The organism is Thermus thalpophilus (genome assembly GCF_022760915.1).
Taxonomy (GTDB): Bacteria; Deinococcota; Deinococci; order Deinococcales; family Thermaceae; genus Thermus; species Thermus thalpophilus.
The window spans coordinates 1-12446 of the sequence record NZ_JAKTNS010000012.1 but is presented as its reverse complement, the minus strand read 5'-3'; the positions used below and the strand labels follow the sequence as shown (position 1 = coordinate 12446).

15 protein-coding genes are annotated in these 12446 nt (G+C 68.0%); 5 read left to right on the top strand and 10 right to left on the bottom strand.

What is annotated here, in order from left to right; translation table 11 throughout:
* Positions 1–117 precede the first annotated feature (117 nt).
* The 4 genes from folK to plsX are packed head-to-tail and all read left to right on the top strand — an operon-like array spanning position 118 to position 2381.
* Positions 118–597 carry a 2-amino-4-hydroxy-6-hydroxymethyldihydropteridine diphosphokinase gene (folK, locus tag L0D17_RS05840; protein ID WP_039458244.1) on the top strand — a complete coding sequence of 160 codons (480 nt, stop codon included), beginning with the start codon at positions 118–120 and terminating at the stop codon, positions 595–597.
* 39 nt (positions 598–636) lie between these two features.
* Positions 637–1014: a S1 RNA-binding domain-containing protein gene (locus L0D17_RS05835; protein ID WP_039458246.1), complete on the top strand. Its 378-nt coding sequence runs from the start codon at positions 637–639 to the stop codon at positions 1012–1014.
* Positions 1015–1074: 60 nt separating this feature from the next.
* The gene (gene trxA / locus L0D17_RS05830; RefSeq protein ID WP_039458248.1) at positions 1075–1404 is read left to right on the top strand and encodes a thioredoxin; all 330 of its coding nucleotides are present in this window, start codon (positions 1075–1077) and stop codon (positions 1402–1404) included.
* Positions 1401–2381, top strand: coding sequence for a phosphate acyltransferase PlsX (gene plsX, locus L0D17_RS05825; RefSeq protein WP_243094412.1), 981 nt, complete (start codon positions 1401–1403; stop codon positions 2379–2381). Before trxA ends, plsX begins: the two co-directional genes overlap by 4 nt.
* Here the strand turns inward: plsX and L0D17_RS05820 are convergent.
* The 3 genes from L0D17_RS05820 to glyA are packed head-to-tail and all read right to left on the bottom strand — an operon-like array spanning position 2370 to position 4674.
* Positions 2370–2789 (bottom strand): archease, encoded by a 420-nt coding sequence (locus tag L0D17_RS05820; RefSeq protein ID WP_039458252.1) that lies wholly within the window; start codon positions 2787–2789, stop codon positions 2370–2372. The two genes, plsX and L0D17_RS05820, sit on opposite strands and share 12 nt — an antisense overlap.
* Positions 2780–3448: a PIG-L deacetylase family protein gene (locus L0D17_RS05815; protein ID WP_243094449.1), complete on the bottom strand. Its 669-nt coding sequence runs from the start codon at positions 3446–3448 to the stop codon at positions 2780–2782. Before L0D17_RS05815 ends, L0D17_RS05820 begins: the two co-directional genes overlap by 10 nt.
* 2 nt (positions 3449–3450) lie before the next feature.
* On the bottom strand, positions 3451–4674 hold the full coding sequence (gene glyA, locus L0D17_RS05810) for a serine hydroxymethyltransferase (RefSeq protein ID WP_243094411.1): 1224 nt from the start codon (positions 4672–4674) through the stop codon (positions 3451–3453).
* A gap of 40 nt (positions 4675–4714) precedes the next feature.
* Here glyA and L0D17_RS05805 point away from each other — a divergent pair, with 40 nt between their 5' ends.
* Positions 4715–4975, top strand: coding sequence for a hypothetical protein (locus L0D17_RS05805; RefSeq protein ID WP_039458257.1), 261 nt, complete (start codon positions 4715–4717; stop codon positions 4973–4975).
* Here the strand turns inward: L0D17_RS05805 and purF are convergent.
* From purF to purB, 7 genes are read right to left on the bottom strand one after another with little or no spacing between them, the layout of a single operon-like run.
* Entirely contained in the window at positions 4972–6363 is a 1392-nt protein-coding gene (purF, locus tag L0D17_RS05800) for an amidophosphoribosyltransferase (protein WP_243094410.1), read from the bottom strand. The genes L0D17_RS05805 and purF overlap by 4 nt on opposite strands.
* The gene (gene purL / locus L0D17_RS05795; protein ID WP_243094409.1) at positions 6356–8533 is read right to left on the bottom strand and encodes a phosphoribosylformylglycinamidine synthase subunit PurL; all 2178 of its coding nucleotides are present in this window, start codon (positions 8531–8533) and stop codon (positions 6356–6358) included. Before purL ends, purF begins: the two co-directional genes overlap by 8 nt.
* Positions 8533–9246, bottom strand: a complete 714-nt coding sequence (locus L0D17_RS05790; RefSeq protein ID WP_243094408.1) for an HAD family hydrolase — start codon at positions 9244–9246, stop codon at positions 8533–8535. The genes purL and L0D17_RS05790 overlap by 1 nt, the downstream gene beginning before the upstream one ends.
* Positions 9243–9935, bottom strand: a complete 693-nt coding sequence (gene purQ / locus L0D17_RS05785) for a phosphoribosylformylglycinamidine synthase subunit PurQ (RefSeq protein WP_039458265.1) — start codon at positions 9933–9935, stop codon at positions 9243–9245. The genes L0D17_RS05790 and purQ overlap by 4 nt, the downstream gene beginning before the upstream one ends.
* On the bottom strand, positions 9932–10183 hold the full coding sequence (gene purS / locus L0D17_RS05780) for a phosphoribosylformylglycinamidine synthase subunit PurS (protein ID WP_039458269.1): 252 nt from the start codon (positions 10181–10183) through the stop codon (positions 9932–9934). Before purS ends, purQ begins: the two co-directional genes overlap by 4 nt.
* The gene (purC, locus tag L0D17_RS05775; protein ID WP_243094407.1) at positions 10184–10879 is read right to left on the bottom strand and encodes a phosphoribosylaminoimidazolesuccinocarboxamide synthase; all 696 of its coding nucleotides are present in this window, start codon (positions 10877–10879) and stop codon (positions 10184–10186) included. It abuts the gene before it with no gap.
* Between the two features lie 36 nt (positions 10880–10915).
* Positions 10916–12226 carry an adenylosuccinate lyase gene (purB, locus tag L0D17_RS05770; protein ID WP_243094406.1) on the bottom strand — a complete coding sequence of 437 codons (1311 nt, stop codon included), beginning with the start codon at positions 12224–12226 and terminating at the stop codon, positions 10916–10918.
* Positions 12227–12446: the final 220 nt, after the last annotated feature.

Genomic DNA, 12446 nt, shown 5'->3' with positions numbered 1-12446 from the left:
CCGGGACGGGCCCGGGAAGCCAGGCTTCCCAGGCCGGTTTAGGTTTTGCCCCGGACGGCCATCTCCCCTTCAGGGTAGGAGGCGGGCCCCCCGGTGTCAACGGGATAGACTGGGGGCGTGCTGGCCTACGTGGGCCTGGGCTCCAACCTGGGGGATCGGGCGGCCTATCTCTTGGCCGCCTCCTCCCTCCTTTCCCGCCTCCCCAAGACCCATCTCCGCCGCCTTTCCCCCGTGTACGAAACCGCTCCCCTTGGCCCGCCCCAACCCCCTTACCTCAACCTGGTGGCGGAGGTGGAGACGGGCTTGGGCCCAAGGGAGCTCCTCGAGGCCCTCTTGGGGGTGGAGAGGGCCTTGGGCCGGGAGCGCAAGGAGCGCTGGGGCCCGAGGACCATTGACCTGGACCTCCTCCTCTACGGGGACCTGGTCCTGGAGGAGGAGGGGCTTCAGGTGCCCCACCCCAGGCTCCACGAGCGGGCCTTCGTGCTGGTGCCCCTTTTGGACCTCCTCCCCGAGGGGCGGCACCCCGCCTTGGGCCTCGGCTTCGCCGAGCTCTTGGCGGCCTTGGACGCCTCCGGGGTTTCGCCCCTTGTGCTATAGTGGGGGCATCGCGGGCAGGACCGCGCGAGGAGAAGGAAAGTGGAGATAGAAGCGGGAAGCATCGTGGAAGGCCGCGTGGTGCGGGTGACGGATTTCGGCGCCTTTGTGGAGCTTCCGGGCGGGGAGCAGGGCCTGGTGCACATCTCCCAGATCGCTCACGAGTTCGTGAAGAACGTCCGGGACTTCCTCAACGAGGGGGACATCGTCCAGGTGATGGTGAAGGGTCGGGACGCCAAGGGCCGGCTGGACCTTTCCATCAAGGACCTGACCCCGGCCCCCGAGGGGGCGCCCCCGCCCCGGCCCCGGCGGCTCCCCAAGCAGTCCCCGGAGTTTGAGAACAAGCTCAAGAGCTTCCTCCGGGGCACCGGGGGGTTTGGCGGTGGCAAGGGCAAGAAGGGCGGCCGCAGGAAGCGTTAGCGCCCAAAAGGGACCCCGGGGGGTTTATCCCTCCGGGGCTTTGCCGTAGAGTAGGGGGGTATGGCGAAGCCCCTGGAGGTTACCGACCAGAACTTTGATGAGCTCTTGGGCGGCCACCCCTTGGTCCTGGTGGATTTCTGGGCGGAGTGGTGCGCGCCTTGCCGCATGATCGCCCCCATCCTGGAGGAGTTGGCCCAGGAGTACGAGGGGAAGCTGGTGGTGGCCAAGCTGGACGTGGACGAAAACCCCAAAACCGCCATGCGCTTTCGCGTGATGAGCATCCCCACGGTGATCCTCTTCAAAAACGGCCAACCCGTGGAGGTCCTGGTGGGGGCGCAGCCCAAGCGCAACTTCCAGGCCAAGATTGAGAAGCACCTGCCCCAGGCATGAAGATCGCCCTGGACGCCATGGGGGGGGATCGGGCCCCGGAAGTAACGGTCCAGGGGGCCCTCTTGGCGGCCCGGGAGGGGGTGGAGGTCCTTTTGGTGGGGGAGGAAGAGCGGCTTAAGGCGACCTTGGCCCGTTTTGGGGGAAGGCTTCCCATCCACCACGCCCCCGACTGGATCCCTATGGAGGAGCACGCCACCGAGGTGCGCAAGCGCCGGGAAAGCTCCATCTGGGTGGCCATGGAACTCCTCAAGCGGAAGGAGGTGGAGGCGGTGGTTTCCATGGGGCACACCGGGGCCACCATGGCCGCCGCCCTGTTCGTTTTGGGCCGGGTCCGGGGGGTGGAGCGGCCCGCCCTCCTCGTGGAGTTCCCGAGCCTAAAGGGGCGCACCTTCTTGCTGGACGGGGGGGCCAACGCCGACTGCCGCCCCCCCTTTTTGGTCCAGTTCGCCGCCATGGGCCTGGCCTACGCCGAGGCCAGCGGGGTGGCCCATCCCAAGGTGGGCCTCCTTTCCATCGGGGAGGAGGAGGGGAAGGGAAACGCCTTGGTCCTCGAGGCCTACCCCCTCCTACGGGCGGCCTTGGGGGAGCGCTTTTTCGGCAACGTGGAGGGGCGGGACATCTTCCTCGGCACCGCGGAGGTGGTGGTCACGGACGGCTTCACCGGGAACGTGGCCCTGAAGCTGGCGGAGGGGGAGGCCAAGGCCCTTTTCACCTGGATCAAGGAGGCCTTCGCCTCTAGCCCCTGGGCCAGGCTGGGGGCCCTGTTGGCCCGGGGGGCCTTGCGCCGGGTGAAGGCCCGGGTGGACCCCTCCCAGTACGGGGCCATGCCCCTTTTGGGGGTGGAGGGGGCGGTCTTCGTCGGCCACGGCTCGGCGGACGCCTTGGCGGTGAAAAACGCCCTCCTCCGGGCCAAGGCCTTGGTGGAGGCGGGGCTTCTTGCGCGGGTGCGGGAGGCCCTGGCCGCTCTACACGTCTAGGATCACCCGGGCCCGCCACCTCCCCCCTTCCTGGCCCACGTACAGGCCGTGGAAGGTGGTGCTCTTCACCTCCCCCTGGAAGCCAAAGGCCTCCTGGAAGGGCTCGCCTCGGAGGTGGGCTTCCAGGCGGTAGCCCCCTTCCTCCTCCCGGATGCTCACCTTGGCCTTGCCCGGCACGAAGCCCTTGGTCTGGATCAGGTAGATGAGCTCGTTTAGGTAGCGCACCAAGAGGGTGTCCAGGTCCTCGGCCCACAGGGTGAGGCGCCGCCCTTTCTTTCCCCCTTCCGGGGGGTTTTGGAACATTACCGCCAAAAGCCCTTTTAGGGCGGCTTGGAAGAGGCCCTCGAGGCTTTCCGCCTCCACCTCAAAGCCGATGTCGGCGGTGTGGTCCAATAGCCTCACCACCATGGCCCCTCCACCAAGCCCTCCCTTCCCACCACGTGGAAGGTCTCGGTCCAAAGCCGCTCCGGGTGGCGCTCCAGGAAGGAGAGGACCGAGAGGGCCTGGGTCTTGTGCTGGGCGAGGGCCCTGAGCTTCTCCTTGAGGGCCCACTCGGGCAGGCGCAGGCGGTGGGTTACGGGGTAGGGGCCTTCCGGGCGCACCATGTAGACCACCTGGGCGAGGCCCGCCGCCGCCCCTTGGGCGTAGCGGCTTGTGGCCACGTGGTCGGGGTGGCCGTTCAGGCCGTCCGGGGGGAAGGTGATCACGGAGCGGGGTCTTAGGGCGAGGAGGCGCTTTCGGATGGCCTCTTCCGCCTCGGGGTGTTCCAGGAGGCCTTCCCCCGTGGCCTTGCCCCTTTCCCCCCCTTCCGCTTCCCGGGGGAGGCCGTTAGGGAAGGAGAGGACCTCGAGGAAGTCCACCCGCAGGACCTCCGCCGCCCGCCGGAGTTCTTCCGATCGCACCCTTCCTAACTCCTCCGGGGGGCAAAGGCCCAGGGTCCTCCCCGCCTCCCCCCGGGTCAGGGTGAGGATGCCCGTCCTTAGGCCCGCGGCCTTGGCCAAAAGGAGCGCCCCCCCGGCCCCGAAGCCCTCGTCGTCGGGGTGGGGGACCACCACCAGGAGGTCCAGCATCAGGGCATGGGGTGGGCGAGGGCCAAGGCGCGCACCTCTTCCCTAAGGGCTTCCGAGGGGCCTTCCGTGAGGGCTCGGTCAATGAGGTCCGCCACCCGGGGCATCTCCTCGGGGGTGAAGCCCCGGGTGGTGATGGCCGGGGTGCCGACGCGGATCCCCGAGGTGACCCGGGGGGGCTTCGGGTCAAAAGGGATGGCGTTCTTGTTCACCGTGATCCCCACGGCGTCCAGCCTCTCCTCCGCCTCCTTCCCGGTGAGGCCCTTGGGGCGCAGGTCCACGAGGAAGAGGTGGTTGTCCGTCCCCCCGGTGACGATGCGGTAGCCCCGGCGGGCAAGCTCCTCCGCCAGGCGCTTGGCGTTTTCCACCACCAGGCGGCTGTACTCCTTGAACTCGGGCTGTAGGGCCTCAAAGAAGGCCACGGCCTTCCCGGCGATCACGTGCTCCAAAGGCCCTCCCTGGATCCCGGGGAAGATGAGCTTGTCAATCCTCTTGCCCAGTTCGGGGTCCTGGGAGAGGATGAGGCCGCCCCTCGGGCCCCGGAGGGTTTTGTGGGTGGTGCTCGTCACCACGTGGGCGTAGGGCAGGGGGTTCGGGTGGAGGCCCGCGGCCACGAGCCCGGCGAAGTGGGCCATGTCCACCACGAGGTAGGCCCCCACCTCGTCGGCGATCTCCCGGAAGGCCTTAAAGTCCCAGAAGCGGGGGTAGGCGCTGGCCCCGGCCACGATCACCTTGGGGCGGTGCTCCCGGGCGATCCTCCGCACCTCCTCCAGGTCTATGAGCTCGGTGTCGGGCCGCACCCCGTAGGAGACCACCTTGTAAAGCTTCCCGGAGAAGTTGACCTTGGCCCCGTGGGTCAGGTGCCCCCCGGCGGCCAGGTCCATGCCCATGAGGGTGTCCCCAGGCTCCATGAGGGCCATGTAGACCGCCATGTTGGCCTGGGAGCCGGAGTGGGGCTGGACGTTGGCCCAGGCGGCCCCGAAGAGGGCCTTGGCCCGCTCTATGGCCAAGGACTCCACCTGGTCAATGACCTCGCACCCCCCGTAGTACCGGGCGTTTGGGTAGCCCTCGGCGTACTTGTTGGTGAGGACGCTTCCCACCGCCTCCCGCACCTGCTTGGAGACGAAGTTCTCGCTGGCGATGAGCTCTAGCCCTTCCCGCTGCCGCTTTTCCTCCAGGGCGATGAGCTGGAAGATGGCCTCGTCGCGGACGCTGGCGCTTACCATAGGGCGATTATAGGTCTTCGGGGGCTGCTAAGCTAAGGCCATGAAAGGGAACGCCTTCACCATTTTGAAGTGGGGGGCCCTGCTGGCCCTCGCTGTTCTGCTCCTCGCCACCCTCCTCATCAACTTCACCACGAGCCGCGACCTGCCCGAGCTGGTGCGGGTGCAGGTGGAGCGCTACGCCGTTTGTAGCTACTGGTTTTTCGGCTGGCACCTGGCCTCCACCGGGGCTTTCGCCTTCGCCTTCTTGGCCCTGGGCCTTGTCCTGGGGCTCGTCTTGGGGCTTTTCCTGGGGCGGCGCTAGAGGAGCTCCAGGGCGAGCTTTTCCCCCTCCTCGGGGACGCCCGCGGGGTAGCGGCCGTTGAAGCAGGCCAGGCACACGGGGCCCCCGATGGCCCGCCTGACCCCCTCCTCCGAGAGGAAGGCCAAGGAGTCGGCCCCGATATAGGCCCTGATCTCCTCCACACTCTTCTGGGCGGCGATGAGCTCCTTGCGGGCGGCGGTGTCAATGCCGTAGTAGCAGGGGAAGCGGATGGGGGGGCTACTGACGCGGAAGTGGACCTCCTTGGCCCCCGCCTCCTTGAGGAGGGCCACGATGTGGCGGCTGGTGGTGCCCCGCACGATGGAGTCGTCAATGAGGACCACCCGCTTGCCCCTCACCGCCGAGGTGGGGGAGAGCTTGAGGCGGGTTTTCAGGTCGCGGAGCTCCTGGGTGGGCTGGATGAAGGTGCGGCCGGCGTAGGGGTTCTTGTAGAGGCCGTACTCCAGGGGGAGGCCGCTGGCCCGGGCGTAGCCGATGGCGGCCCCCATGCCGGAGTCGGGCACGGGCACCACGAGGTCCGCCTCCGCCGGGGCTTCCCGGAAAAGCTCCTCCCCCATCCGCACCCGGGCGGCGTAGGCCTCGGTGCCGTCCAGGAGGCTGTCGGGCCGGGCGAAGTAAATCCACTCAAAGGCGCAAGGGGTGGGGTCGGGGGGAAGGGCTTGGAGGCTTTTGAACTCCCCTTCTTCCACCCAAACCACCTCCCCAGGGCGCACGTCCCGCAGGTACCTCGCCCCTAAAAGCTCCAGGGCCGGGGGTTCGGAGGCGAAGGCGTAGCCCCAAGGGGCTAGGCCGATGGCGAGGGGCCGCACCCCGTGGGGGTCGCGGAGGGCGAGGAGGGTCTTGCGGTCCATGAGGAGGATGGAATACCCCCCCTCCAGGCGCCGCATGGCCTCGAGGGCGGCCTCGGGGAGGGAGAGGTGGGAAAGGCGGGCCAGGAGGAGGAGCATCACCTCGGTGTCCGAGGTGCTTTGGAAGGTGGCCCCCTCCCGGAGGAGGCGGTCGCGCAGGGGCTTGGCGTTGGTGAAGTTGCCGTTGTGAACGATGGCCAGCACCCCGTGGGCGGTGCGGGCGGTCAGGGGCTGGGCGTTGAAGCGCAGGTTGGAGCCCGTGGTGGAGTAGCGGGTGTGGGCGATGCCCAGGCGGGCCTCCGGAAGGCGGAGTTTCCCCAGGCGCTCCTCGGTGAAGACCTGGTTCACGAGGCCCAGGTCCTTTTCCACCAGGAACGCTTTGCCGTCCGTGACCGCCATCCCCGCCGCCTCCTGGCCCCTGTGCTGCAGGGCGAGGAGGCCGAGGTGGAGAAGCCCCGCCACGTCCACGGGGCCTTCGCTCCAAAGCCCGAGGATGCCGCACTCCTCCTGGGGCTTATCCATCCAGCACCTCCCTGAGGGGCGCTTTCCAGGCGGAAAGCAGTTCCTCCAGGCTCCACTCTAGGACACCCCCCGGGGTGAGGACCGTGAGGCTCTTCCCCCCCGTCTCCCCCAGGACCCGGTAGGGGAGGCCCCGCTCCTCCAGGAGGAGGGTGGCCTCCTGGAGGCGGGTCTTCTCCACGGTGAAGAGGACGCGGCTTGGGGCCTCGCCGAAGAGGGCCTCGAGGCCCTCCTCCCGCACCTCCACCGTGGCCCCCACCCCGTAGGGGAAGGTCATCTCGGCGAGGGCCAGAAGAAGCCCCCCTTCCGCCACGTCGTGGGCCGTTCGGGTGAGGCCCCTTTGGATGAGGTCCCGGATCGCCTCCTGCACCGCCTTTTCCCGCCTGAGGTCAAGCCTTGGGGGGTGGCCGAACTCCTTTCCCGTGAGGAGGTAGAGGACCTCGCTCGCCCCAAGCTCCCCCCGTTCCTCCCCGATGAGGAGGAGGACCTCCCCCGGGCGCCTAAAGCCCATCTCCGCCCGCTTGTCCACCTCCAGGACCCCCACCACCCCCACCATGGCCGTGGGGGGGATGCGCTTGCCCCCGCTTTCGTTGTAGAGGGAGACGTTCCCCGAGACCACGGGGACGCCCAAGGCCTCGCTCGCCTCCTTGAGCCCGGCGATGGTCTCGGCGAGCTCGTGGTAGCCCTCCGGGGTCTCCGGGCTTCCCAGGTTGAGGCCGTCGGTGTAGGCGAGGGGCTTCGCCCCCACCACGCTGACGTTCCGGCAGGCCTCCGCCAGGGCGTGCATGGCCCCAAGGCGGGGGTGGAGGCGGCTATAGCGGGGGTTTTGGTCCACCTTGGCGGCGACGCCGAGGCGGGTGCCCTTGATCCAGAGGACCGCGGCGTCCCCTTTGCCGGGGAGGAGGGCGGTGCGGGTCCCCACCTGGTGGTCGTACCGCTCGTAGACCGCCTCCCGGCTCGCCAGGTTGGGGGAGGCGAGGAGCCTCCTTAGGACCTCCTGGGGGTCGGCCTCTAAGGGGGGGATGGGGGTTTCCCTAAGCCTCCGCACCTCGGGGTCCTCCCGCCCCACCCGCACGTAGGTGGGGGCTTCGGCCAAGGCCTCCGTGGGCACCTCCGCCACCACCTCGCCCCTAAAGAGGACCCGGAAGACCCTTTCCGGGATGGTCCTGGCCACGGGTACGCAGTCTAGGCCCCACCTTCCGAAGACCTCCTCCAGGGCCTTTTCCTTCCCCTCCTTGGGAACGAGGACCATCCGCTCCTGGCTTTCCGAGAGAAGGAGCTCCTCCGGGGTCATCCCCTCCTCCCGGGTGGGGACGAGGTCCAGGTGGAGCTCCACCCCGAGGCCCGACTTGTGGGCGAGCTCCGAGAGGCTACTGGTGAGCCCCGCCGCCCCCATGTCCTGGACGCCTTCCACCAGGTCCAGCTCTATGGCCTCGAGGGTGGCCTCCATGAGGAGCTTGCCCAGGAAGGGGTCCCCCACCTGGACCGCGGGCCGGTCCTCGGCCTTCTCCTCCTTGAGCTCCCGGCTCGCGAAGGCCGCCCCGCCGATCCCGTCCCGGCCCGTCTTGGCCCCGGCGTAGTAGATGGGGCGGCCCAAAGAGGCCCGGCTTCGCTTCAGGTGCTCCTCCCTTAGGAGGCCGAGGCACATGGCGTTCACCAGGGGGTTTTCCCGGTAGCCCTCGTGGAAGTAAAGGTCCCCGCCCACCGTGGGCACCCCGATGGCGTTGCCGTAAAAGGCGATGCCCGAGACCACCCCCTTGAGGAGGTAGCGGCTTCTCGCCTCCTCGGGCGGCCCGAAGCGGAGGGAGTCCAGGAGGGCGATGGGGCGGGCTCCCATGCTCATGATGTCCCGGAGGATCCCCCCGACCCCCGTGGCCGCCCCTTGGAAGGGCTCCACGGCGGAGGGGTGGTTGTGGCTTTCTATCTTGAAGGCCACCGCCCACCCTTCCCCCAGGCGCACCACCCCGGCGTTTTCCCCCGGGCCCTGGAGCACCGCTTCCCCCTCCTTGGGGAGCTCCTTGAGGAGGGGGCGGGAGTTCTTGTAGGCGCAGTGCTCGCTCCACATCACCTTGAAGAGGAGGAGTTCCACCCGGTTGGGCTCCCGCCCAAGCCGCCTTTGGATCTCCCGGTACTCCCCTTCCGGGATGCCCAACTCCTTGGCCAAGGCTTCCATCACTCTAGGAGGGGGAGGAGCTCGCGGTGGTCCTTCACCTTGGCCGTGGGCTTCACCTCCCCGTTCACCTCCCTCAGGCCCACGTACTGCACCGCCCAGGGATAGCCGGCGCCGAAGGCTCCCTTGATGTCCGTGTGGGGCAGGTCCCCCACGTGGAGGGCCTCCTCGGGGGCCACCCCCAGGGCCTCGAGGGCCGCCAGGAAGGCCTCGGGCTTGGGCTTCACGAAGCCGGTCTCGTCGGAGAAGCTATAGGCCTGGAAGACGTCCAAGCCTTGCCTGCGCAGGTGCTCCCGGAGGAGGCGGCCCGGGGTCATGCCCGTGTCGGAAACGATGGCCAAGGGGTACTTCCCGGCCAGGGCCCTTAGCGCCTCCACCCCCGGCAGGGGCTTGAGGTCGGCCAGAAGGGAGGTTTCCTCCAGCCTCCTGGCGGTGAGGGCGATGAGCCCGGGGTCGTGGGGGGCGCCCAGGAGGGCGAAGATGCGGGCCACCCGGTCGTACACGGACAGGTGCTCCCCCGCCTTCCAGGCCTCCTCAAAGGCCAAGGCCGCCTGCCGGTAGGCCTCCCGCACCTCGCTTTCCTCCGCGGGGTGGCCCGCTTCGGAAAGGGCGTCCAGGAGGATCTCGTACCGGGCGGGCATGACCTTTTCCAAAAACGCCTCCCCCTCGGTGAAGAGGGTGCCCCAGAAGTCAAAGGTGATGGCCTTGGGTTTCATGGTCTAGCCTCCCGTTGAACCTGTAAAAGCCCCAGGAAGAGGGGAAGCCCATCCTCCCCTCCCAAAATGGGGTCCACGGCCCGCTCAGGGTGGGGCATCATGCCCAGGACGTTGCCCTTCTCGTTCACGATGCCGGCGATGTCGTTCAGGCTCCCGTTGGGGTTGAAGTCCTCTTCCCCCGCCAAGGGGGCGTAGCGGAAGACCACCTGCCCCTCTCCCTCTAGCCGCCCTAGGGTTTCGGGGTCGGCGTAGTAGCGCCCCTCGGCGTGGGCGATGGGCAGGCGGAGAACCTGGCCCCGTTGGTAAAGCCGGGTGAAGGGGAGGTCGGCCCTTTCCACCCGCACCCCCACCTCCTTGCAGGTGAAGTGGAGGTTGAGGTTGGCGAGGAGGGCCCCGGGGAGGATCCCCGCCTCCGTGAGGACCTGGAAGCCGTTGCAGACCCCGATGACGAAGCGCCCTTCCCGGGCGAAGCGGCGCACCGCTTCCATCACCGGGCTCTTGGCGGCGAGGGCCCCGGCCCTCAGGTAGTCCCCGTAGCTGAACCCCCCCGGGAGGAAGACCCCGTCAAAGCCCTTTAGGTCCCGCTCCGTGTGCCAGACGAACTCCGCCCGTATGCCCGCCTTGGCGAAGGCGAAGCGGGCGTCTTCGTCGCAGTTGGAGCCGGGGAAGCGGACGATGGCCCACCTCATAGTTCCTTGAGGGCCTCCAGGGTGTAGACCTCCATCACCGGGTTGGCGAGGAGGCTTCCTAGGGCCTTGGCCTTTTCCTCGGCCTGGAGCAAGTTTTCCGCCGAGAAGACGATTTCCAAAACCTTTCCCACCCGCACGGACTCCACCGGGTGGCCGAGGTCCCTCAAGACCCCCTCCACCGCCCGGCCCTGGGGGTCCAGGATGCCGTCTTTGAGCTCAATGAGGAGCGTGGCCTGGTACCTGGGCATCTAGCCTCCCAAAACCCGCCTTAGGACCTCCTGGTAGGCCTCCTCCACGCCCCCCAGGTCCTTGCGGAAGCGGTCCTTGTCCATGGGTTCGCCCGTGGCCATGTCCCAAAGGCGCATGGTGTCGGGGCTGATCTCGTCGGCGAGGAGGATTTCCCCGTCTTTCTCCCCGAACTCCAGCTTGAAGTCCACCAGTTCCAAGCCCCTTTGCGCGAAGAAGTCCTTCAGGATCTCCCCCACCCGCAAGGTGGTGGCCTTGACCTCCCTTAGCGCCTCCGGCGCGGCCAGGCCGAGGGCCATGATGGCTTCCTCGCAGATGAGGGGGTCCCCCAAGGCATCGCTCTTCAGGGAAAACTCCAACAAGGGCGCCTTGAGGGGTGTCCCTTCCTTAAGCCCATAGCGCTTGGCGAAGCTCCCCGCTGCCTTATAGCGGAGGATCACCTCCAGGGGGAGGATCCTCACCCGCTTCACCCGCATCTCCCGTTCGGAGACCTCCTCCAGGAAGTGGGTCTTGACGCCCTTCGCCTCCAGGAGGCGAAAAAGGGCGGCGGAGACCTTGTTGTTCACCACCCCCTTGCTGGGGATAACCCCCCGCTTTTGCGCATTAAAGGCGGTGGCCTCGTCCTTGAAGTAGACCCTTAGGGTGTCCTCCCCTTCCGGGTAGAGGATCTTGGCCTTGCCCTCGTAAAGCTTCTCCATGCCCCTCCTTGTGGCCAAGCGGCCCTTTCCCTCATTCTAAAGCCCAAAGCGGGCGTAGATGGCGTCCACGTGGCGGAGGAAGGCCTGGGGGTCAAAGAGGGCCCTTAGCCTTTCCCCCTTGATGGGGTTTTCCGGTTCGGCTTCCAGAAGCTCCAGGAAGCTTCGCCCCTCCTCCCAACTCTTGAGGGCGTTCCGCTGCACCAGGGCGTAGGCCTTTTCCCGGGGGAGGCCCTCGGCGATGAGGGCGTTTAGGACCTGCTGGGAGTAGACGAGGCCCCGGGTGAGGTCCAGGTTGCGCTTTAGGTTTTCCTCAAAGACCTTCAGGCCCTCGAGGATGCCCCTAAGCCGCCTTAGGGCGTAGTGGAGGGCGGTGGTGGCGTCGGGGAGGATGACGCGCTCCACCGAGGAGTGGGAGATGTCCCGCTCGTGCCAGAGGGCGATGTCCTCCAGGGTGGGCTGGAGGTAACCCCTAAGGAGCCTCGCCACCCCGGTGAGGTTCTCCAGGCCCACGGGGTTCTTCTTGTGGGGCATGGAGGAGCTCCCCGTCTGCCCTTCGTGGAAGGGCTCCTGGGCCTCGAGGACCTCCGTGCGCTGGAGGTGGCGTAGCTCCACGGCCACCCGCTCTATGTTCCCCCCCAGGATGGCGAGGGCCGCCATGACCTCGGCGTGCCGGTCCCGGGGGACGACCTGGGTGGAAATGGGCTCGGGGCGGAGGCCCAGGCGCCGGGCCACGTGGGCCTCCACCTCGGGGGGGACGTGGGCGTAGTTGCCCACGGAGCCCGAGAGCATGGCGACCCCGATGGTCTCCCTCGCCCGCTTAAGCCTTTCCTCGTCCCTTTGGAAGGCGGCGAAGAAGGAGAGGAAGCGGAGGCCGAAGCTCGTGGGCTCGGCGTGGACCCCGTGGGTGCGGGCGATGGCGGGGGTGTGCTTGTGGCGGAGGGCGAGGGCCTTGAGGGCCTCCTGCACCCCCTTAAGCTCCTCCTGGATTAGGTCCAAGGCCCGCACCAAAAGAGCGTTTTGCGCCGTGTCCACGATGTCCGAGCTGGTGAGGCCCAGGTGGAGGTAGCGCCCCACCTCCTCGTCCCCGGTCCACTCAGCGAGGGCCCGGGTGAAGGCCACCAGGTCGTGGCGGGTGGTTTCCTCTATCTCCGCCACCCGCCGGGCGAAGCCCTCGGTGAGGGGTTTTTCCTCCAGGGTTCGGAGGAGCCTGGCGGCGAGGCCCCTCGGCACCTGGCCCAGGGCCTCCCAGGCCTCGAGGGCGTAGGCCTCCACCAAGGCCCACATGCGGTAGCGGTTTTCCTCGGACCAAAGGACCGCCATCTCCGGGGTCTGGTAGCGGGGGACCATGGCTAAAGGCTACCCGCTGGCCCTCGTCTCCCGCTACCCCTGGCCGAGGAGGGTGCTTGACAGGAACGGGGGGAGCTGGTAGATTCAATGTTGCGCCGGTTGAACCGGCGGGGGATCTTGAAAGCGCGGGAATAGGGCACACCAAGCAAACCAAAACGCCTCTACGGCGTCTTTTTTGTGGAGAGTTTGATCCTGGCTCAGGGTGAACGCTGGCGGCGTG

Excerpts from the sequence above, each read along its gene's own strand:
- trxA (WP_039458248.1), top strand. The coding sequence starts at position 1,075 with ATGGCGAAGCCCCTGGAGGTTACCGACCAGAACTTTGATGAGCTCTTG.
- plsX (WP_243094412.1), top strand. The coding sequence starts at position 1,401 with ATGAAGATCGCCCTGGACGCCATGGGGGGGGATCGGGCCCCGGAAGTA.
- L0D17_RS05820 (WP_039458252.1), bottom strand. The coding sequence starts at position 2,789 with ATGGTGGTGAGGCTATTGGACCACACCGCCGACATCGGCTTTGAGGTG.
- glyA (WP_243094411.1), bottom strand. The coding sequence starts at position 4,674 with ATGGTAAGCGCCAGCGTCCGCGACGAGGCCATCTTCCAGCTCATCGCC.
- L0D17_RS05805 (WP_039458257.1), top strand. The coding sequence starts at position 4,715 with ATGAAAGGGAACGCCTTCACCATTTTGAAGTGGGGGGCCCTGCTGGCC.
- purF (WP_243094410.1), bottom strand. The coding sequence starts at position 6,363 with ATGGATAAGCCCCAGGAGGAGTGCGGCATCCTCGGGCTTTGGAGCGAA.
- purL (WP_243094409.1), bottom strand. The coding sequence starts at position 8,533 with ATGGAAGCCTTGGCCAAGGAGTTGGGCATCCCGGAAGGGGAGTACCGG.
- L0D17_RS05790 (WP_243094408.1), bottom strand. The coding sequence starts at position 9,246 with ATGAAACCCAAGGCCATCACCTTTGACTTCTGGGGCACCCTCTTCACC.
- purQ (WP_039458265.1), bottom strand. The coding sequence starts at position 9,935 with ATGAGGTGGGCCATCGTCCGCTTCCCCGGCTCCAACTGCGACGAAGAC.
- purS (WP_039458269.1), bottom strand. The coding sequence starts at position 10,183 with ATGCCCAGGTACCAGGCCACGCTCCTCATTGAGCTCAAAGACGGCATC.
- purC (WP_243094407.1), bottom strand. The coding sequence starts at position 10,879 with ATGGAGAAGCTTTACGAGGGCAAGGCCAAGATCCTCTACCCGGAAGGG.
- purB (WP_243094406.1), bottom strand. The coding sequence starts at position 12,226 with ATGGTCCCCCGCTACCAGACCCCGGAGATGGCGGTCCTTTGGTCCGAG.